The 25,200-nt window shown below is 66.0% G+C and carries 29 protein-coding genes; 16 read left to right on the forward strand and 13 right to left on the reverse strand.

What is annotated here, in order from left to right; all coding sequences use genetic code 11:
- Window positions 1-85 precede the first annotated feature (85 nt).
- Both AB0876_RS04065 and AB0876_RS04070 read left to right on the forward strand, forming a co-directional pair.
- Complete coding sequence (locus AB0876_RS04065; RefSeq protein WP_526041293.1) at window positions 86-1,339, forward strand: cytochrome P450; 1,254 nt, start codon at window positions 86-88, stop codon at window positions 1,337-1,339.
- The gene (locus AB0876_RS04070) at window positions 1,332-1,964 is read left to right on the forward strand and encodes a TetR/AcrR family transcriptional regulator (protein ID WP_526041470.1); all 633 of its coding nucleotides are present in this window, start codon (window positions 1,332-1,334) and stop codon (window positions 1,962-1,964) included. Before AB0876_RS04065 ends, AB0876_RS04070 begins: the two co-directional genes overlap by 8 nt.
- Here the strand turns inward: AB0876_RS04070 and AB0876_RS04075 are convergent.
- From AB0876_RS04075 to AB0876_RS04085, 3 genes are read right to left on the reverse strand one after another with little or no spacing between them, the layout of a single operon-like run.
- Window positions 1,961-3,406, reverse strand: coding sequence for a cytochrome P450 (locus AB0876_RS04075; protein ID WP_526041294.1), 1,446 nt, complete (start codon window positions 3,404-3,406; stop codon window positions 1,961-1,963). The genes AB0876_RS04070 and AB0876_RS04075 overlap by 4 nt on opposite strands.
- On the reverse strand, window positions 3,403-4,212 hold the full coding sequence (locus tag AB0876_RS04080) for an SDR family NAD(P)-dependent oxidoreductase (RefSeq protein ID WP_526041295.1): 810 nt from the start codon (window positions 4,210-4,212) through the stop codon (window positions 3,403-3,405). The genes AB0876_RS04075 and AB0876_RS04080 overlap by 4 nt, the downstream gene beginning before the upstream one ends.
- The gene (locus tag AB0876_RS04085) at window positions 4,209-4,889 is read right to left on the reverse strand and encodes a hypothetical protein (RefSeq protein ID WP_526041296.1); all 681 of its coding nucleotides are present in this window, start codon (window positions 4,887-4,889) and stop codon (window positions 4,209-4,211) included. The genes AB0876_RS04080 and AB0876_RS04085 overlap by 4 nt, the downstream gene beginning before the upstream one ends.
- Window positions 4,890-4,961: 72 nt before the next feature.
- Here AB0876_RS04085 and AB0876_RS04090 point away from each other — a divergent pair, with 72 nt between their 5' ends.
- Window positions 4,962-5,621 carry a TetR/AcrR family transcriptional regulator gene (locus AB0876_RS04090; RefSeq protein ID WP_526041297.1) on the forward strand — a complete coding sequence of 220 codons (660 nt, stop codon included), beginning with the start codon at window positions 4,962-4,964 and terminating at the stop codon, window positions 5,619-5,621.
- A 13-nt stretch (window positions 5,622-5,634) separates the two neighbouring features.
- Here the strand turns inward: AB0876_RS04090 and AB0876_RS04095 are convergent, their stop codons facing one another.
- Window positions 5,635-6,552 carry an alpha/beta hydrolase family protein gene (locus AB0876_RS04095; protein ID WP_526041298.1) on the reverse strand — a complete coding sequence of 306 codons (918 nt, stop codon included), beginning with the start codon at window positions 6,550-6,552 and terminating at the stop codon, window positions 5,635-5,637.
- Between the two features lie 167 nt (window positions 6,553-6,719).
- Between AB0876_RS04095 and AB0876_RS04100 the strand changes: the two genes are divergently transcribed.
- On the forward strand, window positions 6,720-7,547 hold the full coding sequence (locus AB0876_RS04100; RefSeq protein ID WP_526041299.1) for a helix-turn-helix domain-containing protein: 828 nt from the start codon (window positions 6,720-6,722) through the stop codon (window positions 7,545-7,547).
- On the opposite strand, the gene AB0876_RS04105 is transcribed toward AB0876_RS04100, so the two are convergent.
- Window positions 7,528-8,469 carry an SDR family oxidoreductase gene (locus AB0876_RS04105; protein WP_526041300.1) on the reverse strand — a complete coding sequence of 314 codons (942 nt, stop codon included), beginning with the start codon at window positions 8,467-8,469 and terminating at the stop codon, window positions 7,528-7,530. The two genes, AB0876_RS04100 and AB0876_RS04105, sit on opposite strands and share 20 nt — an antisense overlap.
- Window positions 8,470-8,557: 88 nt before the next feature.
- Between AB0876_RS04105 and AB0876_RS04110 the strand changes: the two genes are divergently transcribed.
- Together AB0876_RS04110 and AB0876_RS04115 are read left to right on the forward strand one after the other, a co-directional pair.
- Window positions 8,558-9,394, forward strand: coding sequence for a helix-turn-helix domain-containing protein (locus AB0876_RS04110; RefSeq protein WP_526041301.1), 837 nt, complete (start codon window positions 8,558-8,560; stop codon window positions 9,392-9,394).
- Between the two features lie 48 nt (window positions 9,395-9,442).
- Window positions 9,443-10,057 (forward strand): TetR/AcrR family transcriptional regulator, encoded by a 615-nt coding sequence (locus tag AB0876_RS04115; RefSeq protein ID WP_491839840.1) that lies wholly within the window; start codon window positions 9,443-9,445, stop codon window positions 10,055-10,057.
- On the opposite strand, the gene AB0876_RS04120 is transcribed toward AB0876_RS04115, so the two are convergent.
- Both AB0876_RS04120 and AB0876_RS04125 read right to left on the reverse strand, forming a co-directional pair.
- On the reverse strand, window positions 10,054-11,064 hold the full coding sequence (locus tag AB0876_RS04120; protein WP_491839839.1) for an LLM class flavin-dependent oxidoreductase: 1,011 nt from the start codon (window positions 11,062-11,064) through the stop codon (window positions 10,054-10,056). The genes AB0876_RS04115 and AB0876_RS04120 overlap by 4 nt on opposite strands.
- Before the next feature lies 1 nt (window position 11,065).
- Complete coding sequence (locus AB0876_RS04125) at window positions 11,066-11,878, reverse strand: enoyl-CoA hydratase/isomerase family protein (RefSeq protein ID WP_526041302.1); 813 nt, start codon at window positions 11,876-11,878, stop codon at window positions 11,066-11,068.
- A gap of 166 nt (window positions 11,879-12,044) precedes the next feature.
- Between AB0876_RS04125 and AB0876_RS04130 the strand changes: the two genes are divergently transcribed.
- From AB0876_RS04130 to AB0876_RS04140, 3 genes are all read left to right on the forward strand, one after another.
- Window positions 12,045-12,782, forward strand: coding sequence for an SDR family NAD(P)-dependent oxidoreductase (locus AB0876_RS04130; protein ID WP_526041303.1), 738 nt, complete (start codon window positions 12,045-12,047; stop codon window positions 12,780-12,782).
- A gap of 199 nt (window positions 12,783-12,981) precedes the next feature.
- Window positions 12,982-13,197, forward strand: coding sequence for a hypothetical protein (locus tag AB0876_RS04135; RefSeq protein ID WP_491839836.1), 216 nt, complete (start codon window positions 12,982-12,984; stop codon window positions 13,195-13,197).
- Window positions 13,194-13,748 carry a hypothetical protein gene (locus AB0876_RS04140; RefSeq protein WP_491839835.1) on the forward strand — a complete coding sequence of 185 codons (555 nt, stop codon included), beginning with the start codon at window positions 13,194-13,196 and terminating at the stop codon, window positions 13,746-13,748. The genes AB0876_RS04135 and AB0876_RS04140 overlap by 4 nt, the downstream gene beginning before the upstream one ends.
- A gap of 15 nt (window positions 13,749-13,763) precedes the next feature.
- On the opposite strand, the gene AB0876_RS04145 is transcribed toward AB0876_RS04140, so the two are convergent.
- Entirely contained in the window at window positions 13,764-15,221 is a 1,458-nt protein-coding gene (locus tag AB0876_RS04145; protein ID WP_526041304.1) for an aldehyde dehydrogenase family protein, read from the reverse strand.
- A 152-nt stretch (window positions 15,222-15,373) separates the two neighbouring features.
- Here AB0876_RS04145 and AB0876_RS04150 point away from each other — a divergent pair, with 152 nt between their 5' ends.
- Genes AB0876_RS04150 through AB0876_RS04165 form a run of 4 tightly spaced genes read left to right on the forward strand, consistent with a single transcriptional unit; the run spans window position 15,374 to window position 18,434 of the window.
- A complete protein-coding gene (locus AB0876_RS04150) occupies window positions 15,374-15,781 on the forward strand; it encodes a TOBE domain-containing protein (RefSeq protein ID WP_064881244.1) in 408 nt (135 codons plus the stop codon).
- Window positions 15,778-16,566: a molybdate ABC transporter substrate-binding protein gene (gene modA, locus AB0876_RS04155; RefSeq protein WP_526041305.1), complete on the forward strand. Its 789-nt coding sequence runs from the start codon at window positions 15,778-15,780 to the stop codon at window positions 16,564-16,566. Before AB0876_RS04150 ends, modA begins: the two co-directional genes overlap by 4 nt.
- Window positions 16,567-16,599: 33 nt before the next feature.
- Window positions 16,600-17,601: an acetyltransferase Pat gene (pat, locus tag AB0876_RS04160; protein WP_491839832.1), complete on the forward strand. Its 1,002-nt coding sequence runs from the start codon at window positions 16,600-16,602 to the stop codon at window positions 17,599-17,601.
- Window positions 17,598-18,434 carry a shikimate 5-dehydrogenase gene (locus AB0876_RS04165; protein WP_491839831.1) on the forward strand — a complete coding sequence of 279 codons (837 nt, stop codon included), beginning with the start codon at window positions 17,598-17,600 and terminating at the stop codon, window positions 18,432-18,434. The genes pat and AB0876_RS04165 overlap by 4 nt, the downstream gene beginning before the upstream one ends.
- On the opposite strand, the gene lpqN is transcribed toward AB0876_RS04165, so the two are convergent.
- A complete protein-coding gene (lpqN, locus tag AB0876_RS04170) occupies window positions 18,424-19,125 on the reverse strand; it encodes an envelope biogenesis lipoprotein LpqN (protein WP_526041306.1) in 702 nt (233 codons plus the stop codon). The two genes, AB0876_RS04165 and lpqN, sit on opposite strands and share 11 nt — an antisense overlap.
- 147 nt (window positions 19,126-19,272) lie before the next feature.
- A complete protein-coding gene (locus tag AB0876_RS04175) occupies window positions 19,273-19,524 on the reverse strand; it encodes a hypothetical protein (RefSeq protein ID WP_491839829.1) in 252 nt (83 codons plus the stop codon).
- Between the two features lie 171 nt (window positions 19,525-19,695).
- Here AB0876_RS04175 and AB0876_RS04180 point away from each other — a divergent pair, with 171 nt between their 5' ends.
- Window positions 19,696-20,400, forward strand: coding sequence for a DUF5642 family protein (locus tag AB0876_RS04180; RefSeq protein WP_526041307.1), 705 nt, complete (start codon window positions 19,696-19,698; stop codon window positions 20,398-20,400).
- Window positions 20,401-20,447: 47 nt separating this feature from the next.
- Window positions 20,448-21,122, forward strand: coding sequence for a DUF5642 family protein (locus AB0876_RS04185; RefSeq protein ID WP_526041308.1), 675 nt, complete (start codon window positions 20,448-20,450; stop codon window positions 21,120-21,122).
- A 19-nt stretch (window positions 21,123-21,141) separates the two neighbouring features.
- Here the strand turns inward: AB0876_RS04185 and AB0876_RS04190 are convergent, their stop codons facing one another.
- On the reverse strand, window positions 21,142-21,738 hold the full coding sequence (locus tag AB0876_RS04190) for an alpha-ketoglutarate-dependent dioxygenase AlkB (protein ID WP_064887076.1): 597 nt from the start codon (window positions 21,736-21,738) through the stop codon (window positions 21,142-21,144).
- A gap of 34 nt (window positions 21,739-21,772) precedes the next feature.
- Complete coding sequence (soxR, locus tag AB0876_RS04195; RefSeq protein WP_055116999.1) at window positions 21,773-22,204, reverse strand: redox-sensitive transcriptional activator SoxR; 432 nt, start codon at window positions 22,202-22,204, stop codon at window positions 21,773-21,775.
- A gap of 33 nt (window positions 22,205-22,237) precedes the next feature.
- Between soxR and arcA the strand changes: the two genes are divergently transcribed.
- The gene (gene arcA, locus AB0876_RS04200; protein WP_491839826.1) at window positions 22,238-23,443 is read left to right on the forward strand and encodes an arginine deiminase; all 1,206 of its coding nucleotides are present in this window, start codon (window positions 22,238-22,240) and stop codon (window positions 23,441-23,443) included.
- A gap of 189 nt (window positions 23,444-23,632) precedes the next feature.
- Here the strand turns inward: arcA and AB0876_RS04205 are convergent, their stop codons facing one another.
- Complete coding sequence (locus AB0876_RS04205; protein WP_491839825.1) at window positions 23,633-25,183, reverse strand: dolichyl-phosphate-mannose--protein mannosyltransferase; 1,551 nt, start codon at window positions 25,181-25,183, stop codon at window positions 23,633-23,635.
- Window positions 25,184-25,200: the final 17 nt, after the last annotated feature.

The raw sequence follows: 25,200 nt of genomic DNA on the forward strand, positions 1-25,200 counted from the left end.
CGTTCAGATGGTATTGGTCATACGGTTGTGGAGAATATGTCGGTTGGGGTCCGATGTGGGCCTTGCGGGAAGGCAGGGAATGCCGATGAACGTCAACAGCGTGGCTCCCAACGTCTTCGAAGCGGGGCTCCCAACCCTCAGCTACGGACTCGACGCCACTCCGCACGACATCCTCGACGATGTCCGACGGGCACAGGCACGTGCGCCTATCGCGATCGGGCCCCTCGGCCCGGAAATCCTGTCCTACGAACTGGCTCGCGACATACTGCGTGACAACAGATTCCGCCTCCCGCCCGGCATCACTCTGGCGGCCCAGGGCATCACATCCGGTCCGTTGTTCGACAAGATGATGGGCAGCCTCCTGGGCTTGGACGGTGCACCCCATGTGCGGCTACGCAAGCTGGTTTCCAAAGCCTTCACTCCTCGCGCGACGTCAGGCCTCCAAGACACGATCCACGAAGTGGTGAATGAGCTGATCGATCGAGTGGTGGACGCCGGGCAGTGCGACGTCGTGACCGATATCGCGCGTCCCTACCCCACGCCGATCATGTGCGCGCTGCTCGGTGCGCCTCGCGCAGATTGGCAGTTGTTCGCGGACTGGACTGAGGAGGTTTTCAAAGCCCTCAACTTTCAGCCGGACGCCAACTTCGACGAGTCCGCGATCATGCGTGCATGGGGCGAACTCGACGACTACGTCGACGGCATGGTTGCCGTCCGCCGGGACAATCTGACCGATGATCTGCTGTCCGAGCTCATTCGCGCTGAAAGCGACGGCGACCGGCTGAATCTCGACGAGCTCCGCATGCTGGTGGCCGGCTTCTTGATGGCGGGAACAGACACGACGCGAAACCAGCTGGCGGCATCGGTTCAGGTGCTCTGCGAGCACCCGGACCAATGGGCGAAGCTGCGCGACCATCCGGAACTTGCGATGCAGGCGGTCGAGGAGAGCATGCGCCACTCGCCAGCGGCTTGTATCGTGCCGCGCGCGGCCGTCGAAGATGTCGAGTTCGGTGGCTATCTGTTCCCGGCGGGCACCTTCGTGCTCGCGAACACCTTTGCGGCCAATCGAGATCCGGCCATCTATGACGATGCTGACCGCTTCGACATCGCGCGCAACGGTGTTCCCGCGATTCTGACGTTCGGCGGTGGCGCGCACTACTGCCTGGGAGCGAACCTCGCGCGTCGGGAACTGGCGGAAGCACTCACCGTTCTCACCCGTCGACTTCCCGCCACCCATCGTGTCGGGCCGGCACCGTGGAAGTCCCTGTTGGGAATGACCGGTCCCACAACTCTTCCGATCGAATTCACGAGTGACCGGCTGGTGGCCGCGGATGCGTAGTCGTGGCTGGGCGGGTTCGACGCCCTCATCGGACGAGGAAGCCATTTCACGCATCCTGACTGCGGTAGATGAGGAGATTGCGGAGCGTGGAGCCGGGATACGCCTTGCCGACGTGGCCCGCAGACTCGGTGTCACCCGCCAGACGGTGTACCGCTATTTTCCCACTGCCGACGCGTTGCTCATCGCCAGCGCAATGCGTGCCGTCAACGGATTCATCGACCAAGTCGCGGATCAGGTCAGCGGCGTCAACGACCCGGTCACTGCAGTGGTCGAAAGCGTTTCATTTGGAATCGAGACCCTCTCCGGTGATCCGCAGCTGGAGAATCTGCTGAGTCGACGAGACGACGGCGCGGCAGTGACCTCGCTGACCTCCGATACGGCAATCGCGTTCTGCTTGTCCGTTTTCCATCGCTTCGATGTCGATTGGACGCTGCACGGATTCGACGACGACGCTCTCCGCGAACTTGCCGAGATGACTCTGCGCACAGTGCAATCCATGCTGACAGATCCCGGTCAGGTGCCACGCGGGGGAGTTGCATTGCGCCGCTTCGTTGCTCGCTGGCTGGGCCCGGCAATCCTCTATCCACGATGGATGTCGCTGCCGATCTACGCACACGAGCGTTAGTGCCGCACCCGCGCCCGCAGGTCGATCGGCAGATCGTCGGCCGGCATCGGCCCGGTGCCCCAGGTCAGCTGGGGTCGGTAGTCGTCAGGCACGCTCCACTCGAAGCGACGCAGCATCTGATGCATGGTGGTCTTGACGGTCATGTCGGCGAACTGCTGGCCGATGCACTTGTGCGCCCCACCGCCGAAAGGCGCGAACACGTAGCGGCTCACTGCGGATCGGGATGCGGGGTTGTTCACGAACCGCTCCGGATTGAAGGTGTCCGGATCGGGCCACCAGTCGGAAAGCCGCATGGAGGCATAGACATTGATGGCCACCTGCGTTTTGCGTGGGACGAAGTGTCCGAGGATCTCGGTGTCGCGAACCGTTTGGCGGAATAGTGCGCCGGCCGGCGCGTACATCCGGAGGATCTCCTTGAAGGCGGCGTCGAGCAGGGGATAGGCGTCGAGGTCGAGAACGGTCGGGGTGTCGTTCGGGTTACCGAGGGCCTCTTCGCGAAGCGCGTCCTGCCACTGCCGGTTTCGGCCCAGTTCGTAGGCCAACATGGACAGCGCGATGGCGGTGGTGTCGTGTGCGGCCATCAGCAGGAAGATCATATGGTTCACGATGTCGGCCTGGGTGAACCGGGCGCCGTCCTCGTCCTCGCTGCGGCACAACATCGAGAACAGGTCGGTGCCGTCGCCGCGCTGGCGGTCGGGAACCTGCGCGGCGAAGTAGCGCTCGAGCCGCTCCCTGGCGCGTAGCCCCCTGGCCCACACACCGCCGGGCACGTCCGCCCGCACCAGTGCCTGCCCGCCGCGGACCGTGTCGTGGAAATCGGCCGACAACTGGTCGGATTCGGGACCGAGGTGCGTGCCGACGAACACCTCCGCGGCCTGTTCGAGCAGAAGGTGCTTGATGGACGGGTAGAACGGAAAGTTCTGTGTCGAGGGCCAATTGCGAAGCGTGCGATCGATACTGGGCCGCATCAGTTCCAGGTAGCCGTCCAACGCACTGCGGGTGAAGGCCTGCTGCATGATGCGGCGGTGGTCGCGGTGCTCGTCGAAGTCGAGCAACATGATTCCGCGGTGGAAGAACGGTCCGATGACCGGCGCCCAGCCGCGGGTGCTGGAGAACACCTTGTCTCGGTTGACCCATGCGGTTTCCAAGGCGTCAGGGCCCATGAGGCCGACGACGCGAAATCCGACACCGCCGGCCCACGACACCGGCCCATAGCGCTCGTACCGGTCGCGCGCGAAGGACAGTGGGTCAGCCAGCGTGCTCAACACATGGCCGAGGAACGGGAAGCCGTAGTTGCCCATCACCGGCTTGAGGTTCGACCCGGGCGGTGGCGTGGCCAGTGGGCGGTCACCGCTCGGAAATCGTGAGGTGACGGCCGCGCCGAAGGCTTGGACGCGGTGCTTGTTCACCGGGGAGGTGAGGCAGGTGGCCAAGGTCGTCATCGGTTGATCCGATTCAGATAGTCGCGACGACGGCCTTCGTCGAAATGGCCGGGCGGCTCGTTTCGGGTGGCGAGTCGTTTGAGCAGTTGCATCACCGGTTCGGGCGTGGCTTCTTCCAGTAGTCCGAACGGCGACAACCATTTCGGGACGGTGACCTCGCGTCCCGGGCTTCGTGCGCTGTCGGCGATGACGGTTCCGATCTGCTCGGGCCGGCGGGTGGGTAGAAGATCGAGCGTGACCCCTGCGGTCAGGTCGGTGTGGACTGCGGTAGGCATGACCGTAGTGATGGTGACGTCGGTGTGGGCGATTTCGGCGCGGACGGCCCGCGACAATGCCGCTACCGCGTACTTCGTCGCGCAGTACACCGACATTCCGGGAGTCGTCACCTTGGCCGCCATCGACGCGACGTTCACGATGTGGCCGTGATTGCGGTCGAGCATGCCGGGAAGGAATTCGTGCATGCCGTTGACGACGCCGGTCAGATTGACGGCGATCTCTCGGTGGTATGCCAGGAGTTTCTGTTCCACGAAGGGGCCCATGTGCTGAATGCCGGCATTGTTCACCAACATCGCCACCGGTCCGTCAGCGGATGCCGTGCGGTGAAACGCCGCCACACTTTTCTCGTCGGTGACGTCGAGATGTGCGGCGTTGGCACCGATCTCGTGCGCAGTGCGGCCGGCCTCGTCGGCGTCGACGTCACCTATCCACACCGTTGAACCCCGCTGAACGAGAGCTTCCGCGGTGGCGCGGCCGATGCCGCGGGCACCTCCGGTGACGCACGCGACGGCTCCGGCGAGGTCGATCATCGACCTGCACTTTCGTCGGTGAACTCGCGCAGCGCGAAGTACGCGATGAGGCGAATTTCGCCGCTGGACATTTTCAGCAGGGCTCGCCCGAGGTAGAGGCCGGGTAGCAGCTCCACGACTTCGTCGCGGGTCCGCTTGATCGGGAACGTGCGAATGCTCGGGTTGCGAAACTCAGCCGGGCTGTAGTCCAGCGCACGCACTTTGAGGTACGGCGGGATGGCTGCGGTGTCGATGCCGTGGGTGAATTCGAATCCCACCATCTCGGCTCCGGCCCGGCGGAGTCCGCGATACAGGGGTGCGATGACCCGCATGGCGTACTTGGCCAACGGGGAAAGGCGGTTGAAACCCGTGTCGGTGTCGAAGGTCTTTCCGCGCCAGGTCGGGTCGATCTTCAATAGCGGATTGGCCAGATAGGCCTCGGGGATGCCGAACAGGCTGCCGACGCTCAGCCCTTCCAACGCTCCGTGGGGTCCTTCGGGTGTCTGCCCGCGTTCGAAAAGTGCGGCGAGCTGGTCGCGGCGCCCTGACCTGCCGAGGGTCTGCAGGTAGTCCCAGCCCTGGTGGCGCGCCAGCACGGGTGAGGTCAGTGACAACTCTCGTAGGTCGTCCAAGACCGACACCTTGGTCAGGTCCGTTGTGCGGTCGGCGCCGTGCGCCTGGGTTTCTGCGGTGGCCATGGGCGCCTCTCTCGACTATCTGGTACGGAATCGTGCCTAATATCTGGTACGGAACCGTGCCAGAATGTCGGAGTGGTGTCAACGACCAATCGCGCATACGGCGGTCAATCGGCCGATGATCGGCGCCGGCAACGGCGCGGGCGCCTGCTGGATGCAGCGATGGACCTGATGGCGCAAAACGAGTGGCGGGGCGTGACGGTCGAGAAGATTTGTGCCGCAGCCGGTCTCAACAAGCGGTACTTCTACGAGAGCTTCACCGATATCGACGGCTTGTCGGCTGCGGTCGTCGACGACATCGCCGACGAGGTGCGCAGCGCCACCGTGGCAGCAGCGGACGCGGCCGCGGAACAGCCACTGGAGGTCCAGGCCCTGGCGAGCGTGACTGCCGCAGTGCGGGCACTCGTGGACGACCCGCGTCGCGCCCGTGTCCTACTCGGGGGTGTCGCGGCGTCTCCCGAGCTCGATGCGCACCGCACGACGGTCATGCACCGGCTCACCGATGTGCTCATCGACCACGGCCGCACCGTGCACGGCGTCGAGTTGGAGAAGGACCCATTGGCCAAGGTGGCACCGGCGTTCATCGTCGGCGGTACCGCCGACGCCATCCTTGAATTCGTCAACGGGGGCGTCGATCTGTCCCTCGATGACTTCATCGCCCAGCTCGCGACGCTCTGGCTGATCACCGGGAACGGAGCGGCGCAGGTGGCACGTGGCCGGATTTCTCCGGCGTAGTGCCCCGGCGGAGTCACTTCACGTGCTTGTCGAACCATTCGATCGGAACCTCGGGGTGCACGCCGAAGTAGTTATAGCCGTCGAATCGGCGGTCGGTTCCGGTGATCCAGTGCAGGGCCTTCTCCTCGACGGGGATGGCGTCGAAGATGTCCTGCACATCCTGTGGTCGTGTCATGGTGTCATCGTGAACCTGGGCCACCAGCGTCGGCACCGTCACGGCCTTCACGTGCTCCAGAGGTGACTGCTCGGCCAGATGGAACCCGGTGCGCTGGTGGACGGCCCTGTCGAACTTCGCGTAACCGTCCTCCATGCCGATGCCCTTGACGAACTCCTCCACGATGTAGTTACCGGATACAGGCTGCAGCATGACCATGGCCTGGATTTCGGAGAACTCTTCCGGGTGCTTCGACCACGCGACGGCGGTGGAATCCGCACCGAGGCACACCGACAGCAGCATCTTCTTCATGCCCTTCGTATCGGGCCTGGCTGCGGCGTAGCGCAACGATCCGATGACGTCGCGGTACTCGGTCAGGCCGATACCGGCGATGCCGCCGTTTCCCTGCCCGCTCATCCCGTGGTTGCGGATGTCGTAGGCCAGGACGTTGTAGCCCGCGTCGTGCAGGGCCTTGTACTCCGGCAGGAAGCTCACCTCGAAACCGCCCAGGCCGCCGAACTCGGGCAGGTGACCCGGGTAGCCGTACCGATTTCCGGGCAGGAAGTGGTTGTGGATGATCAGCCGGTCCGAATCCGCGGGGATGAACCAGCCCTCAAGCGGCACACCGTCCATCGACGGGAACACCACATCCTCGTACTGCAGGCCCACCTCGTCGGGGCGACGTAACACGGGTGCGCGACGGCCGGCCGTCGTACCGGTGGTCCACAACTCGACGAATCCGTCGAATGCTTCCTGTGCGGCGTTGTTGTCGGGCATCTCGGGACCTCGTTTCCGTTGGACGAATCTGTCTGTATCCCGACGCTATGGGCTTGTTGAAGCACTAGGGGAGACGCTGCCTATAGGGGGTATTGGCAACCCCTCCCTACGTCCACCGACTTTCCCTACTGTTGGGGTGTGGACATCGCAAAGGACAGCCGTTCCTGATGACCCGGCGCGCCAAGATCGCCCCCGAGCAGGTCGGGCTGGCCCCTGGTGTGCGACGCCGGGTCGCCGGCCTGCGGCGTGAGGAGACCGCGCAACTCGCCGGGGTGAGTACCGAGTACTACACCCAGATTGAGCGCGGCAATGTCGCCGGCGTATCCGATGAAGTGCTGCAGGCGATCAGCAGGGCTTTGCGCCTCTCCGATGACGAGACGGTTCACTTCTTCGACCTCGTCCGCGCCGCCGCGGGCACGCGCACACCGACGCGGAACAAGCGCGCTGCGGTCAAGAAGCTGCCCGAGGGCGTTCAGGCTCTGATGGACGGTATGGCACGCTCCCCGGCCATCGTGATGGACGGAAATCTCGACATCCTGGCCGCGAACCCGCTGGGACAACTGCTGTATTCACCCCTGTATGACAGGGCGGTCGGGCGACCCAACTTCGCCCGGTTCATTTTCCTCGATTCGTCTGCTGCACAGGTGTTCCCGGAATGGGAGCGCAGCGCGGACGAAGCGGTTGCCTTGTTGCAGGCCGAGGCTGCCCGGGATCCCCACTCGGCGGCCATCACGCAGATAGTCGGAGAACTCGCCACCCAGAGTATCGAGTTCCGCACCCGCTGGGCGGCCCACAACGTGACCGCCCACCGGCATGGCGTCAAGAAGTTCGGACATCCCGAGTTCGGTGATCTCACGCTCACCTACAACGTTTTCGACGTTGCGGCGGCGCCGGGGCTGTCGCTCGTCGGCTACACCGCGGAACCGAATTCGCCGTCCGCGCAAGCGCTGAGCATCATGGCGAGTTGGAGCGCGCCTAGCCCGACGCGAAAGTGACATCGGTGAGTTTTTCCGACACCGTCCATAGCCGGGACGCGGCATCGTTGTCGCGCAGCGGTTTCCAGAGCTTCTGTTCACCGGGAGGGCCGCCGACGTGGCCCGGCCATTGGGGTCCGTAGAACGCGCTGTCTTTGGCGTCTGGCGAAGCGGCGGCCATCAGTGCGGGGAGTTGCGCGCTGTCCACGGTCCCCACGATGAGACCTCGGGCGGAGAGCCTGCGGATCAGTCGCACCCCCAAGGTGTCCTTGGCGCGCCCGACTTCCGGGCGCGCCGCCAGCAGGTTGGTCGGCGCGACACCGGGATGAGCGATATTGCTGGTAATGCCCCAGCCCGCGGCAATGCTGCGACGGCTGAGCTCAAGTCCGAACAGCCCGACCCCGATCTTGGACTGTCGGTAGGCCGCCATGCCGTCGTAGGAATGATCCCAATTCAGGTCATTCCAGTTGATGGCGCCGCTGCGGGCGGCGACGCTGGTCTGGGACGTCACCCGGGCGCGCCCGGCTCTGAGTAGTGGCAAGAGGTGGGCGGTGAGGGCGAAGTGGCCCAGATGGTTCGTGCCGAACTGCAATTCGAATCCGTCGGCGGTGGACTGCCGGTCAGGCGGGGTCATCACGCCGGCGTTGTTGACGAGCACGTGGATCGGAGCGCCCTCCGCGCACAGTTTGCGACCGAGTGCGCCCACCGAGGCCAAGGAGGACAGGTCGAGGTCCTCCAGCGACAGTTTCGCCTGCGGATACTGAGTGCGGATCGTGGCGACGGCGGCCTCGCCCTTGCGGGTATTCCGGACCGGCATGATCACCTCGGCGCCCGCAGCGGCGAGTCGTGCTGCGATGCCGAGGCCGATGCCGTCGCTCGCACCGGTCACCACGGCTCGCTTTCCGGACAGGTCGTCGATCGTGATGTCGTAATCGATTGGCATGTGCTCGAGAGTGCCCACCGGACTCCGTCGTATCCACGGTCTGACGATCCGTGGTTGGGCGATCGGGTTCGGGGAGAAAATGGCAGCCATGATCGATCGAGCGGCACTGGCGGAGTTCCTCGTCCGCCGGCGTGGGGCGTTGCAGCCGGACGACGTCGGACTCCCGCGTGGACAACGCCGCCGTACGCAGGGGTTGCGCCGGGAGGAAGTTGCCGGGCTGTGTCACATGTCGACGGACTACTACTCGCGCCTGGAACAGGAACGCGGCCCACAGCCCTCGGAGCAGATGATCGCCTCGATAGCGCAAGGACTGCACCTGTCCCTAGACGAGCGCGACCACCTCTTCCGCCTCGCCGGACATCAACCGCCGGTCCGTGGGTCGAGCAGCGATCACATCAGCCCGGGGATGCTGCGGATCTTCGACCGGCTCACCGACACGCCCGCCGAGATCGTCACCGAACTGGGGGAGACGCTGCGGCAGACGCCGCTCGGTATCGCTCTGGTCGGCGACCTGTGCCGATATGCCGGCCCGGCGCGCAGCATCGGGTACCGGTGGTTCACCGATCCGTCCGCGCGCGACATCTACCCGCGCGAAGACCATGAGTTCTACTCGCGGATGTATGTCTCCGGGCTCAGAGGAGTGCTTGCGCTGCGGGGGCCGGGGTCCGCGGCGGCTCGATTCGCCGAGTTGCTGACCGCGCAGAGCGAGGAGTTCCGGGTTCTCTGGGATCAGCACGAGGTGGGTATCAGACCGCGAGAAGTCAAGCGCTATCGGCATCCTGACGTCGGGAGCCTTGAGCTCAACTGCCAGATCCTGCTGGACCCCGATCAGTCCCACACACTCCTGGTCTACACCGCTGCGCCGGGCAGCGAGAGTTACGAGAAGCTACAGGTGCTCTCGGTGATCGGCGCGCCGTCTGTGTGATTCGTCCACACAGTCGAGTACTCGACCCGCCCTGGTTAGGATGGGCTCGTGGAGGATCAGCCTGCGGGTTCCAGTCGCGTGGAGCGCCGTCGTGACCGGCGCAAGGCCGAGATCGTCAAGACCGCCACCCGGATCCTCACCGAATCCGGCTACCAGGGCATGAGCCTGGAAGATGTCGCCGAGCAGACCGACATCGCCAAGGCCACGCTCTACCACTACTTTTCGTCCAAGGACGCGCTGGTGGCCGCAGCACTGGAGACCCTGACCCAGGAAGTGCTGCAGCGGTTGGCTGCGCGCGAAGAGGCCCTCGGGGAAGTCGGTGCCCGCGAGCACCTGGCGGCTGTGATCGATGAACAGATCCGCATCCTCACCGAGACCGCGCCCGAGGTGGCCGCGGTGTTCTCCTGGCCGCGAGGCTGGCCGGAGGTCTTCGAGGAGCCGATGAAAGACATGCGGCGCCGCCACGACGCGGTGTTCCGCCGGGTGGTGGAACGCGGCGTGTCCGACGGTGAATTCACTTGTCCCGACGTCAATGTCGCTCTGCAGTGCCTGCACGGCGTCCTGAATCAATCCTCGGTGTGGATCGGACCGGGCCTGCACGACGACGACCGCGGTGAACTGCGTGCCGCGATCGTCGACCGTGCTCTGTGCCTGTTCTACTAGCCGCGAGCGGCCGCGGCGGCCACCTCGATCAGCATGTGCTCGTTGGCGTTGATGCGCTCGGTCTCCACCCCGTAGTGCGGTGGGTAGAGCAGCGCCCAGTCCACGACGTCGGCGTACCGGCGCAGCTGCTCGACGATGTCCTCCGGGGTGCCGAACACCGCACGGTCCTCGACCATCGCCTGCCCGGCGGCCACTACGCCGGCAACATCGTTGCGGGCCACTGCTTCCCGTGCGGATTGCCGTTCGGTGGTGTGCCGTCCACCGGGGAACAACGCGTCGTAACCCTTGGGTGTGGCGTAGAAGCCCACCTGCGCCGCGGCATCGCGACGGGCCGCGTCGCGGTCGAAATCGGCCGAGGCCACGATCTGGGTGGTGACACGCACGTCGGACACGGGCCGGCCGGCCTTGGCGGCACCGGAGGCCAACAGGGGAACTGAAACGTCGCGCAGATTGTCGGCCGAGGCGATGGTGTGGCCGACGAATCCGTCCGCGCACTGCCCGACCGCCTTGACCATGTGCTCACCCACCCCAGCCGCCATGATCGGCACCTCGGTGGGAAGGCCGGTCCGGTCATAGTGGGCCATTGCCACGGTGTCGAACCGTCCGTCGAAACGGAACGGGCCGCTGCGATGCGCGATCAACTGCCGGATCAGCTCGATGCGCTCCCGGACCTGCGGTGCGGGGTGTTGCAGTGCCGCGCCGTACCAGTCCTGGTTCATCCGGCGGGTGCTGCTGCCGACTCCGAGCACGAACCGGCCACCGGCGATGGCCTGGATGTCGGCGGCCGCCGAAGCCAGCGCCAGCGGTGCACGGGCGAAAAGCGGTGTGACGCTGGTGCCGACGATCGTGTTGTCCGTGACCGCGGCGAATGACGCGGCACGCGTGAGGCTGCTGCGGTTGTAGTAGTCGATGCTCCACAGCGAGTGCACGCCGGCGCGGTCGGCTGCCTTGGCCACCTTCAGTGCGTCGGAAGGATTCTCGTCCATCACGACCAGGCCGATCTTCATGTCAGTTTTCCTGGGTCGGCTGCGCCGACGGGAACTGTGGCGCGCGCTTCTCGCGCAGGGCGGTGTAGCCCTCCACCACGTCAGGACCGAGGAAAGTCAACATCTCGTAGGCCGCGGACTGGTCGAAGATCGGGCCGGCATGGCGCAGCCAGTTGTTGAGTGCCCGCTTGGTCAGCCGGATCGCCTGCTGGGCTCCAGTGGCCAGACTGTCGGCGATGCGCAGTGCCTCATCGAGAACTTCCTCGCGTGGAAGGGCTTTGGCGACCATCCCGATGCGCTCGGCCTCGACACCGCCGATCATCTCGCCGGTCATCAGGTAATACTTGGCCTTCGCGGTCCCGGCCAGGAGCGGCCAGATGATGGCGGCATGGTCGCCCGCGGCCACACCGAGTTTGACGTGTCCGTCGCCGATTCGGGCGTCCTCGGCGATGATCGCGACGTCGGCGAGCAGGGCCGCCACCGCGCCGGCCCCGACCGCGACACCGTTGATTGCGGACACGATCGGCTTGTCGCAGTTGATCATGTTGTAGACGAGATCGCTCATCTCGGACAGCATGTGTGACACCCGGTCGTAGTCACCGGCCATCCGCTCGACCATGGCCAGATCGCCGCCTGCGCTGAAGGCCTTACCTGCGCCGGTGATCACCGCGACCCGGGTCTGTGGGTCGGCGGCCACGTCCTTCCAGATGTTGGCCAGCTCGGTGTGCATGCCCTCGTCGGCCGCGTTGTACTTCTCCGGCCGGTTCAGCGTGATCAGCAGGACGCCGTTGTCCCGGCGGGTCAAGCTCAGCTGTTGGTAATCAGAGAAATCCATGGGGGCGGTCCCTTCTGTCTGCACGCACGCAGCGTGCACGGTATTCAACCGAAGCTACGGTTTTTCGACCATCTAAGTCAATTCTCGACCGAATGGTTGATTTTCTGCGGCGGTACGCCGATAGTGGCCATAGCGTCCACATCACCGCAGATCGGGAGGTCAGATAGTGCGATTCGACAACAAAGTCGCCGTTGTCACGGGTGCCGCCTCGGGGATCGGCCGGGCGATCGCGTTGGAGCTGGCAGCGGGCGGCGCCACCGTCGCCGCCGTCGACCGCAACGAAGCGGGCCTGGCGCAGACCGTGCAGGCCTGTGCCGGCGCTACCGCCCACGTGGCCGATCTGGCGGATCCAGCGGCGGTGAGCACACTGCGCGACGAGGTGCTGGCGGCGCACGGGCTGCCGGGTGTCATCGTCAATGCCGCGGGCTTCGACCGCGTCGAGCCGTTCATGTCCAACGACGATGCGCTCTGGCAGTCGTTGGTCGCGGTGAACTTCCTCGGACCGGTCCGGCTCACCCACGCGTTCCTCGAATCGATCCTCGCCGAGGGAGAAACGGCAAAGATCGTCAACATTGCCAGCGATGCAGGGCGGGTGGGCAGTCTGGGGGAGACCGTCTACGCCGGCACCAAGGGTGGCGTCATCGCATTCACCAAGTCGCTGGCGCGTGAGATGGCGCGCCACCAGATCAACGTCAACTGTGTTTGCCCTGGACCGACCGACACCCCGCTGTTCGATTCGCTTCCCGATAAGGTCCGGGACGGGCTGATCAAGGCCATCCCGTTCCGTCGGGTCGCCAAACCCGAGGAGGTCGCCAAGGCGGTCGCCTTCTTCGCTTCTGACGATGCCAGCTTCATCACTGGCCAAGTCCTTAGTGTCAGTGGAGGCTTGACGATGGCCGGTTGATGACTAACCGGTGACCGGCACACACCGAACCCGCTCTTGGTCGACGCCAGTTCGCAATGGCATACTTGCTCAGCCCCTGGGCTCAACCCAGCCGATTCGGTTAGCCTCGGGGAGCAGATTGGCCAGTTGGGGGATTGCTATGGCAAACGATCTGAGAGTGGACCCGGGGGCGCTGAGGGCGGGGGCCACTAGCAGCGAGATGATCGCTGCCGAATTGAGGCTGAGCCCTGCCCGCCCGGATGCCGGGGGCTACCCCAGCAGCACCGGCGTCGTCGCGATGGATGGTGCGGTGAGCACAGCGCGGACCTCCCAGTCGAGTCGCGTGAGCGCGCAGGCGGGGGACCTGTCTGCGGCCGCGCAGCGATACGACGCGGTCGATGAGCAACACGCCGGAGGTCTGGCGGAGTTGATGTGAATGATCCGTCCGGCACCGGTCGTACTGGTGGAGACCTGACTCGTTCTCAGCTGGAGGCTTGGGACACAACGTATCTGGCGGAAGCTGCGGCCCGCTGGCGGCAATCGGCCGCCGAGTCGGAAGCCCTGTTCGAGTGGCACCGGCAGAACGTGCACGCGCCCGGTGGTGCCGAGTGGTCCGGTGACGCCAGTGAAGCCGCGGGGGAGCGGGTCAGCGCGGACACTGTCGTGGTCCGCAGGCAGGGCGACATTCAGCGGGAGGCCTCCGAGATCGCCGAGAACGGCTGCCGGGACATCCGCCTGGCAGTGGGGCAGGTGCTCGACGCCATCACTGCCGCCGAGGACGACGGTTTCCAGGTATCGGAGGATCTGAAGGTGCGCGACACCCGGCGCATCGATGTGGCCACCATGGCGACGCGCTACACCGCATCGCGAGAGCACGCCGAGGACATCCGGTGGTACTGCGAGCGGCTCATGCAGGCCGAGATCTACCTGGGGCAGCGGCTCGAGGGCAAGGCCCTCGAGCTCGCCGCCGTCCGGTTCTCGGTGTGACCGAAGGCTCGCCCGCTACAGCTGCGCCCAGATCGACTTGGTCTTGAGGTAGCCGTCGATGCCCTCGTAGCCGAACTCCTTGCCGACTCCGGACTGCTTGTAACCGCCGAACGGCACGTTGTGGTCAAACGTCAGCTGGCAGTTCAGCCCCACCATGCCGGCCTGCAGGCGCTTACCCAAGCTGTGTGCACGGGCGAGGTTGGTGGTCCACACGGTGGCAGCCAGGCCGTAGTCGGTGTCGTTGGCCATCGCGATGGCTTCGTCGTCATCGTCGAACGGAAGGATCGTGACGACCGGCCCGAAGATCTCTTCCTTGTACAGGCGGCTGGTGGCCGGGTCGACGTTGGTCAGCACCGTGGGTTTGACGAAGTAACCCTTGCGGTCGAGTCGGTAACCGCCGGAAACGATCTCGACGCCGTCACGCTTGCCCTGGTCGATGTAGCCCAGCACCCGGTCGAGTTGCTTCTGGCTGACCAGTGGGCTGATCATGGCGCCCTCATCCTTGGGGCCGCCCAGGACGAGGTTCTCGCCGATCATCGAGATGCCTTGAACAACACGCTCATACACACTGCGCTGCACGAAGATTCGTGACCCGCACACGCAGCCCTGCCCGGAATGGACGAAGATTCCCATCGAGGCCATCATGATCGCCATGTCGAGGTCGGCGTCCTCGTAGATCAGCACCGGTGACTTTCCGCCCAGCTCCAGCGTGACCTTCTTCAAGTTGTCCGCCGAGTCCCGCATGATCTGCTTGCCGACCTCGGTGGAGCCGGTGAAGGCGACCTTCTCGACATCGGGGTGCGCGGTGATCGCGGCACCCGCCGTGGCGCCGTAGCCGATCACGAAGTTGGCCACCCCGTCGGGCACGCCGGCCTCGCCGATCAGCCGCTCCAGCAAGACCGCGGACAACGGGGTCTCCTCGGCCGGCTTGACGACACTGGAGCAGCCGGCGGCGAGAGCCGGGGCGATCTTGGCGCAGGCGTTGAACAGCGGGCCGTTCCATGGATAGATCAGGCCCACCACGCCGTACGGCTCCTTGGTGGTGTACGCGTGCAGGTTTGAGTAATTGCTGTTGACGCCACCCTCCATCTGCACCTGGTAGCTGCTGCCGTTGAGCTTGGTGCACCAGCCCGCGTAGTAGCGGAAGAACTCGGCGCAGGTGGAGACGATCATTTCGGCCTGCATCGGCGGCATGCCCGCGTCCAGCGATTCCAGCTCGGTGAATTCCTTGGCGTGCTCGTCGATCAGATCGCCCAGCTGCCACAGCACCTTGGCGCGCTGGCGGGCCGGAATGTCGGTCCAAACCCCGGACTGGTAGGCCGATTTCGCAGCGGCGACGGCCTCGTTGACCGCTTCCGGCCCGCAGTCCCGGAACTCGGTGATCTGCTCCTCGGTCGCCGGATCGATGACCGGAATCGTCTCGCCGGTACCTGGCCGGTCGCGGAGGCTGTCCAGAACTGTCTGCAACGCCATGTGGTTCCCCTTCGTCTCTACTGTCCGTGAATGCTGAGCACTTGCTTAGCATTCGGGGGAGTGGTGGTCAAGACCCGTACCTGCGGATCCAATGGCGCGATTGCGTGGTATTTGCGGTTGTTGGACGCTGAGGGTGTCGATACGCTGACGCGATGCCAGAGATCCGGGTCCGTGAGGCCGCCGAACTGCTCGGGGTCAGCGACGACACCGTTCGACGCTGGATCGACGACGGATCCCTGCCATCCCACCTCGACGGCTCCGGCCGCAAGGTGATCGACGGGGCGGCTCTGGCGGCGTTCGCGAGGGCCAACGCCGCTGCGGCGCCAAAGGATCCGCTCGGCATCGGCAGCTCGGCGCGCAACCGCTTCACCGGGCTGGTCACCAACGTCATCGCCGACGAGGTGATGGCTCAGGTCGAGATGCAGTGCGGACCGTTCACCGTGGTGTCGCTGATGAGCAGCCAGTCGGTGCGTGAACTCGAGTTGGCCCCCGGCAGCGTCGCTGTCGCCGTGGTCAAGGCCACGACCGTGATCGTGGAAACCCCGAAAGGAAAGTCATGACCCGAGGCCGGATGTTCGCGTTGGCATTGAGCGGGGTGGCAGTGACGGCCCTGATCGGCGGCTGCAGTTCGGCCACGGAATCGGCCCCGGCTTCCCCCTCCGGAGCCGGGGGCGGTTCGATCACCGTGTTCGCCGCGGCGTCGCTGAAATCCGCGTTCACCGAAATCGGCGAGCAGTTCAAAACCGACAACCCGGGGAGCTCCGTGGAGTTCTCGTTCGCCGGATCCTCGGACCTGGTCACCCAGCTCACCCAGGGTGCCGGCGCCGACGTGTTCGCCTCGGCCGACACCCGGAACATGGACAAGGCGGTGAGCGCGGACCTCGCCGAGGGAGGCCCGGTCACCTTTGCGACCAATACCCTCACCATTGCCGTCGCCCCGGGAAACCCCAAGGGCATCAAGACTTTCGCGGACCTGGCCAAGCCAGGAACCAGCGTCGTGGTGTGCGCGCCGCCCGTGCCGTGCGGCGGTGCCACCGAAAAGGTCGAGAAGGCCACCGGCGTCACGCTGTCCCCGGTGAGCGAGGAGACCTCGGTCACCGACGTGCTCGGCAAGGTGACCAGCGGACAGGCCGACGCCGGCCTGGTCTACGTCACCGACGCCGCCGGAGCCGGAGACAAGGTGAGCAGCGTCGCATTCCCCGAGGCCGCCCAGGCGGTCAACACCTATCCGATCGCCGTGCTCAAGCGGTCTGGGCACGCTGACCTGGCACACCGCTTCGTCGACCTGGTCACGGGTGAGGCCGGCCAAAAGGCGCTCGCCAAGGCTGGATTCGCCAAGCCCTGACCGGGCCCGCGGCGGCGTCGTAGCCTTGGGGGCGTGGCCGATCTGACCGAGATCAGTGCCGACGACCTGGCGGCACTGGAATTTTTCGCCGGGTGCCGGCCGTCCGTACTGGCGCCGTTGGCAGTCCTGCTGCGGCCGCTGTCGGTCGCGCCGGGCCAGGTGCTGATCCGGCAGGGTGATCCGGCTCTGACGTTCATGCTGATCGCGTCCGGGCGCACCCGGGTGGTCCATGACGGGCCCGACGGGCAGGCCGTCGTCGCGGATCTGGAGCCCGGTCTGATCCTCGGTGAGATCGCGCTACTGCGCGATGCGTCGCGCACCGCCACGGTAACGGCGCTCGATCCGGTCACGGGCTGGGTGGGGGATCGCGACGCGTTCGAAGTGATCCTGCACCTGCCCGGCATGTTCGACCGGATGGTGCGCATCGCGCGCCAACGGTTGGCCGCGTTCATCACACCGATCCCGGTCCAGGTGCGCACCGGCGACTGGTTCTATCTGCGGCCCGTGCTGCCCGGCGATGTCGAGCGCACCATGAACGGTCCGGTGGAGTTCTCCAGTGAGACCCTCTACCGGCGTTTTCAGTCCGTGCGCAAGCCGACCAAGGCGCTGCTGGAGTACCTCTTCGAGGTCGACTACGCCGACCATTTCGTCTGGGTGATGACCGAGGGTGCGTTGGGGCCCGTCGTCGCCGACGCCCGCGTGGTCCGCGAAGGACACGATGCGACGACAGCCGAGGTGGCATTCACCGTCGGCGATGACTATCAGGGCCGCGGTATCGGCACGTTTCTGATGGATGCCCTGGTGGTGTCCGCGGATTACCTTGGGATCAAACGCTTTACCGCCCGGGTGTTGAGTGACAACTACGCGATGCGACGCATCCTGGACCGGCTCGGTGCGGTATGGGAGCGTGAGGATCTCGGGGTGGTGCTCACCGACGTGGCGGTGCCCGCGGTCGACACGATCAGCCTGGAACCTGAACTGGCGGCGAAGATCCGGGATGCGACCCGGCAGGTGATCCGGGCGGTGAGCCAGTGAGACCACCTCTCAATAAAGACACCCGCGTGTGCATCTCGCTGGCGGCCCGGCCCAGCAACATCGGCACCCGGTTCCACAACTATCTCTACGACGAACTCGGACTCGACTACCTCTACAAGGCTTTCACCACAACCGATATCGCCGCGGCGATCGGTGGCGTGCGGGCCCTGGGCATTCGAGGTTGTTCGGTGTCGATGCCGTTCAAGAAGGACGTCATCGACCTTGTCGACGAGGTCGAACCGTCGGCGCGGGCCATCGATGCGGTCAACACGATCGTCAACGACCTGTCGGTGCCCGGGGGCCGTCTCGTCGCCTCCAACACCGACTACCTGGCGGTGCAGGAACTCGTCGAGCGGTTGAACCCGGATGACGCGGTGCTGATCCGGGGCAGTGGCGGAATGGCCAAGGCGGTTGGTGCGGCCTTGCGGGACAAAGGCTTTCGCAACGGGACGGTGGTCGCCCGCAATCCCGAAACCGGGCGCGCACTGGCTGACACGCTGGGCTACGGCTACGCGCCCGAGGTCGGCACCCTGACGGCACCCATCCTGGTCAACGTCACCCCGATCGGGATGGCAGACGGACCCGACGAACACCGCAGTGCGTTCGAACCGGCCACCATCGCGGCGGCCGGCGCAGTCGTCGACGTCGTGGCGATGCCGGCCGAGACGCCGTTGATCACCGCAGCCCGGGCGGCCGGCGTACCGGTCATCACCGGCGCCGAGGTGATCGCGCTACAGGCCGCCGAACAATTCGAGCGGTACACGGGAGTGCGGCCGACGCGTGAGCAGGTGGCCGCGGCGTCGGCCTTCTCCCGGCAGGTGGCTACGGCGTGATGACCGTCTGCTCGTCGATCGCCGAGGTGGCATCCATCAGCGGACCCATCTGATCCTCGGTGCCATCGGCGTTGAACTGCAGGACGAACAGCCCGTCGGATCCCGGAATCACCACGGTCTTCTGGGCGATCAGGCGGGTGGCGCCGTCCTTCACGTAGGTGGCACCGATCTGGTACGAATCGAATCCGCTCAGTTGGCCGGCCGACCCGTCGCCCTGGTTCTCGTAACCCGGCAGGTTCCTGATCTCGTTCGGTGCGTACTCCAAGATCTTGGCCGGGTCGACGTCGCCGGTCAGCTTGGACATCAGCGCGATGATGGACGGCGGATCCGCTTCGAACGCAGGATCGGTGGATACGATTGCGGCCCAGGCCCATTCGGGAGCCGACGAGGTCGCATCCGTCCAGCCGTCGGGAATCGGAAGCTCCAGCGTGGGTGTGCCCGGATCGCCCTGGTGCACCGGGGTTTCGGTGATGTTGTTGTCGCGGATGTAGTCCACGATCGTGTACTGGTGCCCGGTCGGGCTGCCCTTGTCGTTGGTCTTGGTCGGGGCGGCGCTGGATTCACTGGTTCCGGCGGCCCCGGGAGCCTCGGTGGCGGTGCCGGATATTGTCTTGCTGGCGCAGCCGGCGAGTGCGACCCCGAGTGCGACGGCAGCGATGGCGATTCCACCGGCCCGCATTGAGGTGGTCATCGTTCTCCAATCGGTTGGACGCCCCGGCGAGGCGCAACTGATCTGCACGATAAACGCTTTCCTGGGCATGAGCTGGCAGAAGCCCCGGTCCTGGGGCGCGATCTTTTGCACAGTGAAATGTTCGACGGCCTGACCGCCAGGCCGCCCTCAGCAATTTGCGGACAGATAGACCGTCCGCGGCAGAATCTGCGCCGGCCGGACCGACGAGACGGTGCACCGATCGAGGGCAGCCGTACCCGCCCGGTAGATGATGACGTCGAAACCCTGTCGTTCCAGTTCGTCGGCGGTGTCCTGCGCGGACCCCACCCCCGACGGCGAGGCGGGGGCCGCGGCGGGGAAACCCAGGGCAAGGGCCGACAGCGCGCCGCCGGCCAGCACAGCTCCAGTCAGTCCGTACACCTGTTCTGCCCCTCATGATCGTGGATGTCCTACAGGTGGCAACCGTTCGGGCGACGGTTAAATTCCGCTGTATCGCAACACTTGTCGTGTTGTCAGGCCCGAAAAACGAGTTGACAAAGGGGGCTGCGACCGTTCTCGACAGCAAACCCGGGGCTGTGGTATCAAAACGCCGTGCGCCTTTTCGCCGTCCCGACGGTTCTCCTGGTGTGCACCCTGGCCTGCGGGGTGGCATGCGGGCCGCGGCCGGCGCCGCAACCGACGTCGACATCGTCGTCGCCTCAGACCACCGGCGCTGCCGCCACGGTGAACCCGGCCCGCATCGACCGGGTGCGCCAGGACCTGCCGTCCGGCTACGAAGTGGTGGCCATCGACCCACGGGCGACCCCGGTGTCGCTGTGGGGATTCGGGCCGGACTGGACCGCCGACCCGGCGCGGTGCGCAGCGGCAGCCGCCCCTGACACCGAACCCGGCCGGGGTTGGTCGGCCTCGGGGCCCGGGGGCATCGTGTACGCGGCCGTTTCGAGAGAAAAAGCGGGGGATCCCGGAGCGGACGCGCCCGATCCGGACACCGAAGGGCCGTGCGAGCAGTGGAGCGTGTCGGGCGGACATTCCACCGGAACGGTGACGCCCATTGCGGCTCCGGTGATCGAGGGCGCGGTGACTGCGGGGATGTCCACGGCCGTCACCACCGTCGTCGAGGGCGGTACCGAAACCAGATCTCACGCCGAGACTTTCACTGCGGATCTGCATTCCGAAGGTGCTGACTACCACGTGTTCATCACCGTCGTCACGGATCCCGGATCACCCAATCCTGCGCTCGATACCGCGTTCACCTCCGATCTCCTGGTGAAATCGGTTTCGGCGTTACGTGGCTGAGCCGGTCGCCCCGGCGATGTGGGCGAGCCCAGGTATGTTGTCCAGCGATGGAGAACCGCAACGTCTTACTCGCCGCCGCGGGCGTCCTTTCCTGCGCCACCGGATTGGTCGCCTGCGGTCAATCGGACCAGTCGACGTCCGCCAACGCGGACATCGCCAACATCGCCAAGGTGCGCTCCAGCTTCGGGCCGGAGTTCAAGGTCACCGACGTCGCCCCGGCCGGAATCGACCCCAAGAAGCTCGCGCCGCACAAAATGCCGCCCGGGGTCAAGATCGAACCTGCCGATTGCGCGAAGTTCGCCGAGGGACAGTCCCTGCCGGACGAGCTGAAGGGCAACGTGGCGGCCACCACGGCCGAAGGCGCGGGTAACCGGTTCATCGTGATGGCGCTGGAGACCTCGGAGCCGGTCCCGCTGAACGATCCCGGCGATGCGTGCAAGCAGGTGAAGTTCCTGGGCCCCGGGATCCGCGGGCAGGTCGACGTGGTCGAGGCCCCGAAGATCGACGGGGCCCGCACGACGGGGACGCACCGCATCGTCCAGACCGCGATGGGCGGCCAGGCGCGCACCGGTGAGTTGTACAACTACGTCGCCAGCTTCGACACGTTCATGGTCATCGTCACGGCCAACCCCCTGGTGGTCCCGGACAAGCCGGTGGCACCGGTGGACGACAAGCGGGCCCGCGAGCTGCTCAGCGCCGCGGTGGCCAGTGTGAGAGGTTAGTACGGGGTCGACCTGACCCTCAACGCACGTCCTGCGGGCGGAACTGGATGCTGATGCGTGGCCCGACGAGGCTGGTGGTCTTCGGTATCGAATGCTCCCACGTGCGTTGACACGATCCGCCCATCACCAGCAGGTCGCCGTGGCGGTGCTGTAAGCGCAGAGCATGCCCGCCGCCGCGTGGGCGCAATGCGAAAACCCTTGTCGCGCCGAGCCCGACGATGGCCACCATGGTGTCCTCGGTGCGGCTGCGGCCGATGGTGTCGCCGTGCCAGGCGACGCTGTCGTTGCCGTCGCGGTACAGGCACAGGCCCGCGGTGGTGAACGGCTCGCCGAGCTCGCCGCCGAAGGTGTCGTTGAGCCTGCGGCGGATCTGTTTGAGCCGGGGATGCGGCACCGGTTCGTCGATGAGGTGGTGGAAGCTGACCAGACGCGGAACTGCCACCACGCGGTCGTACATCTCGCGTTCCTCGGACCGCCAGGGGATCCCGTCCATCAACTCCTCGAACAGTGAATCGGCGTCGGGCAACCAGCCCGAGCGCAGTTCCACCCAGGCGTCGTTGCCGAGTCGACGCCGTTCAGCGTGCTCAAACAGTGAGCCTTGCAACGCCAGCTCCATGCGCGCGAGTGTATCGCACAGACGTTCGATTGCGTTAGAGCCGGGAGGCGCCGGGGCCCTGCTCGGCGAGGACGTCTCCCGGGTTGGTCAGCAGGCAGGTCTTGAGGCTCAGGCAGCCGCAGCCGATGCAGCCGGTCAGGTTGTCGCGCAACCGTTGTAGATGCACGATGCGGTCATCGAGGTCCTGGCGCCAACCAGCCGAGAGCTTGGCCCAGTCCTTGCTGGTCGGCACCCGGTCGGCGGGTAGGCCGGCCAGCGCCTCGCGGATGCGGGCCAGTGGAATGCCGAGGCGTTGGGACATCCGGATGAACGCCACGCGCCGCAGCGTCTCGCGTGCGTAGCGGCGCTGGTTCCCTGAGGTGCGGCGGCTGGCGATCAGGCCCTCGCGCTCATAGAAGTGCAGTGCCGACACCGCCACGCCGCTGCGCTGCGACATCTCGCCAGGAGTTAACTCGTGCGTCTCCATACACCTCAACCATAGTTGAGTTAACGTCATGGGGTGGAAACTGCGGCGTTCGGTTCCAACTCCGAGGTCGGCACACTACGCGCCGTGATCCTGCACCGACCGGGGCCGGAGTTGCAGCGGCTCACCCCGCGCAACAACGATGCACTGCTGTTCGACGGCCTGCCGTGGGTGGCCAAGGCGCAGCGCGAACATGACGCCTTCGCCGGAGTGCTGCGGTCCCGCGGAGTCGAGGTGTTGCTCCTGGCGGATCTGCTGACCGAAGCGCTCGACAGCGGCGCCGCCCGCATGCACGGCATCTCCGCTGCGGTCGACGCGCGACGACTGGGTGTGCCACTGGCCCAGGAACTTTCGGCCTATCTACGAGGCCTGCCGCCGGCCGATCTGGCGCACATCCTGATGGCCGGAATGACCTTCAACGAGGTGCCCTTCCACGGTGCCGAACTTTCGCTGGTGCGCCTTATGCACCACGGCGGAGATTTCGTGATCGAGCCGCTGCCCAATCTCCTGTTCACCCGGGATTCGTCGTTCTGGATCGGCCCGCGGGTGGCCATCACCTCGCTCGCACTGCCGGCGCGGGTGCGCGAGACCTCGCTGACCGATCTGATCTACGCCCACCATCCGAGGTTCCTCGGCGTCCGGCGGGCCTACGAGTCGCGCTCGGCGCCCGTCGAAGGTGGCGACGTGCTGTTGCTCGGGCCCGGAGTGGTGGCGGTCGGCGTGGGGGAGCGGACCACGCCTGCCGGCGCCGAGGCGTTGGCGCGCAGCCTGTTCGACGACGACCTCGCCCACACCGTGCTCGCGGTGCCGATCCGGCAGGAGCGCGCCCAGATGCACTTGGACACCGTGTGCACCATGGTCGATGTCGACGCGGTGGTGATGTACCCCAATATCGTGGACTCGTTGTCGGCGTTCACCATTCACCGCACCGAGGCCGGGATCCGGATCGACGACGAAGTGCCGTTCGTGCAGGCTGCTGCCGCTGCGATGAGAATCGAGCAGCTGCGGGTGATCGACACGGGACTCGACCCCGTGACCGCCGAACGCGAGCAGTGGGATGACGGCAACAACACCCTGGCTCTGGCCCCGGGTGTGGTGGTGGCCTACGAACGCAATGCCGAAACCAATGCCCGGCTGGCGGATTCGGGTATCGAGGTGCTGCCGATCGAGGCTTCGGAGCTGGGCACGGGCCGCGGCGGACCGCGCTGTATGTCGTGCCCGGCGGCGCGGGACCTGCTCTAGCTCTTCCGCCGTGCGCGTGGTCGTCGTTTTCGGCGCTGCGGTTTTCTACACCACGGTCGTGGCCCGGCCGGTGTTGTTCGTCGTTTTCGACGTGGGGGTCGTTCGGCGGCGGTTTTGCAGCCCTGTGGTAGAAATCGGCGAAGGGCCCGTCCCGGCGCAGGCCCCCAGCAGGGGCCCGTCAACGCCCAACTACCGCCACGAAGGCAGCCAGATCTCCAGATTCCAGGTCGACTGCGAAATCGGGATGCCCGTCAGGACCGGGTACAACCACGCGAAGTTCGCGATCACCAACGCCACGTAGAAGCACACCACCAACAGGCCCAGCGTTCGGCGTTCGGGGTTCTGATTGGGTTTGTACAGAATGTCGCCGAGGATCAGCGCGATCGCCAGCACCAGGAACGGCGCCATCACCGTCGCGTAGAAGAAGTACATCTGCCGGTCGATGTCGAAGAACCAGGGCAGGAAACCCGCCGAGTAGCCGACCAGGACCACGCCGTAGCGCCAGTCCCGTCGCACCACGGCCCGCCACAGGGCCCAGCCGAGCACCGGCACCGCGATGAACCACATCGCCGGAGTGCCCACCAGCATCACGGCTTTGACGCAGGACTGGGTGCCGCACCCGGCGACATCGTGGTTGTCGATCGCATAGAGCACCGGCCGCAACGACATCGGCCAGGTCCATGGCTTGGATTCCCATGGGTGGTGGTTGCCGTCGGCGTTGGTCAGTCCGGCGTGGAAGTGGTAGGCGGCGTAGGTGTAATGCCACAGTGAGCGCAGCGCGTCGGGCAGCGGGATGATGCTGTTCTCGCCGATGGACTGCCCCGCTTCGTACCGGTTGATGCCGGTCTCGGAGGCGAACCACGGCCCGTACGACGCCAGGTACACCGCGAACGGGATCAGACCGAACACATAAGCGGCCGGCCCCAGATCACGGCGCAGCATGCCGCGCCAGGGTGCCGGCACGTGGTACTGCTTGCGCGCGATCGCGTCGAGCACCAGCGTCATCACGCCGAAGAACGCCACGAAGTACAGCCCGGACCACTTCGTCGCGCACGCCAGTCCGAGCAGCACGCCCGCACCGAACCGCCACCACCGCACGCCCAGCCGCGGACCCCAGGGCGTCTCGGCGATCCGGCCTTCGACGAAGGCGGTGTGCATGCGCCGGCGGACGTCGTCGCGGTCCACCATCAGGCAGGCGAACGCCGCGACCACGAACGTCACCAGGAACACGTCCAGCAGCGCCGTGCGGGCCGAGACGAAGCTGACCCCGTCGGCAATCAGCAGGAGTCCGGCGATACCGCCGACGAGGGTGGAGCGGCTGATCCGGCGCCCGATCCGCACCACCAGCATCACGATCAGCACACCGCACAGCGCGCCGGAGAACCGCCAGCCGAGCCCGTTGTAACCGAACAGCGCCTCGCCGATCGAGATCAACTGCTTGCCCACGGGCGGGTGCACCACGAGCCCGTAGCCGGGGTTGTCCTCGACGCCGTGGTTGTAGAGCATCTGCCAGGCCTGTGGCGCGTAGTGCTTCTCGTCGAACACCGGGGTGCCCGCATCGGTCGGCGAGCCCAGGTTCAGGAACCGGCTTATCGCGGCCAGCCCGGTGATGACCGCCGTCATCAACCAGCCCTGCAGCCGGTCCGTCGGGCCGAAATCGGCAGGCGGGATCACCGGCGCGGGGCTGATCAGGGGGACCGAGCGACCAGCCGTCGGCGTATCGGTGGCGGTGGCGGTCACGCAAGCGATCGTAGGCT

The sequence above is a fragment of the Mycobacterium sp. NPDC049093 genome (assembly GCF_040704635.1).
Taxonomy (GTDB): Bacteria; Actinomycetota; Actinomycetes; order Mycobacteriales; family Mycobacteriaceae; genus Mycobacterium.

What these genes read in the sequence shown, in the direction of transcription:
- soxR (WP_055116999.1), bottom strand. Translation starts at nt 22,204, where the DNA reads ATGGAGACGCACGAGTTAACTCCTGGCGAGATGTCGCAGCGCAGCGGC.
- AB0876_RS04075 (WP_526041294.1), bottom strand. Translation starts at nt 3,406, where the DNA reads ATGACGACCTTGGCCACCTGCCTCACCTCCCCGGTGAACAAGCACCGC.
- AB0876_RS04070 (WP_526041470.1), top strand. Translation starts at nt 1,332, where the DNA reads ATGCGTAGTCGTGGCTGGGCGGGTTCGACGCCCTCATCGGACGAGGAA.
- AB0876_RS04145 (WP_526041304.1), bottom strand. Translation starts at nt 15,221, where the DNA reads ATGGCGTTGCAGACAGTTCTGGACAGCCTCCGCGACCGGCCAGGTACC.
- AB0876_RS04095 (WP_526041298.1), bottom strand. Translation starts at nt 6,552, where the DNA reads ATGCCCGACAACAACGCCGCACAGGAAGCATTCGACGGATTCGTCGAG.
- AB0876_RS04120 (WP_491839839.1), bottom strand. Translation starts at nt 11,064, where the DNA reads ATGAAGATCGGCCTGGTCGTGATGGACGAGAATCCTTCCGACGCACTG.
- AB0876_RS04125 (WP_526041302.1), bottom strand. Translation starts at nt 11,878, where the DNA reads ATGGATTTCTCTGATTACCAACAGCTGAGCTTGACCCGCCGGGACAAC.
- lpqN (WP_526041306.1), bottom strand. Translation starts at nt 19,125, where the DNA reads ATGACCACCTCAATGCGGGCCGGTGGAATCGCCATCGCTGCCGTCGCA.
- AB0876_RS04105 (WP_526041300.1), bottom strand. Translation starts at nt 8,469, where the DNA reads ATGCCAATCGATTACGACATCACGATCGACGACCTGTCCGGAAAGCGA.
- AB0876_RS04150 (WP_064881244.1), top strand. Translation starts at nt 15,374, where the DNA reads ATGCCAGAGATCCGGGTCCGTGAGGCCGCCGAACTGCTCGGGGTCAGC.
- AB0876_RS04185 (WP_526041308.1), top strand. Translation starts at nt 20,448, where the DNA reads ATGGAGAACCGCAACGTCTTACTCGCCGCCGCGGGCGTCCTTTCCTGC.
- AB0876_RS04100 (WP_526041299.1), top strand. Translation starts at nt 6,720, where the DNA reads ATGACCCGGCGCGCCAAGATCGCCCCCGAGCAGGTCGGGCTGGCCCCT.
- AB0876_RS04110 (WP_526041301.1), top strand. Translation starts at nt 8,558, where the DNA reads ATGATCGATCGAGCGGCACTGGCGGAGTTCCTCGTCCGCCGGCGTGGG.
- AB0876_RS04080 (WP_526041295.1), bottom strand. Translation starts at nt 4,212, where the DNA reads ATGATCGACCTCGCCGGAGCCGTCGCGTGCGTCACCGGAGGTGCCCGC.
- AB0876_RS04065 (WP_526041293.1), top strand. Translation starts at nt 86, where the DNA reads ATGAACGTCAACAGCGTGGCTCCCAACGTCTTCGAAGCGGGGCTCCCA.
- AB0876_RS04190 (WP_064887076.1), bottom strand. Translation starts at nt 21,738, where the DNA reads ATGGAGCTGGCGTTGCAAGGCTCACTGTTTGAGCACGCTGAACGGCGT.
- modA (WP_526041305.1), top strand. Translation starts at nt 15,778, where the DNA reads ATGACCCGAGGCCGGATGTTCGCGTTGGCATTGAGCGGGGTGGCAGTG.
- AB0876_RS04135 (WP_491839836.1), top strand. Translation starts at nt 12,982, where the DNA reads ATGATCGCTGCCGAATTGAGGCTGAGCCCTGCCCGCCCGGATGCCGGG.
- AB0876_RS04085 (WP_526041296.1), bottom strand. Translation starts at nt 4,889, where the DNA reads ATGGCCACCGCAGAAACCCAGGCGCACGGCGCCGACCGCACAACGGAC.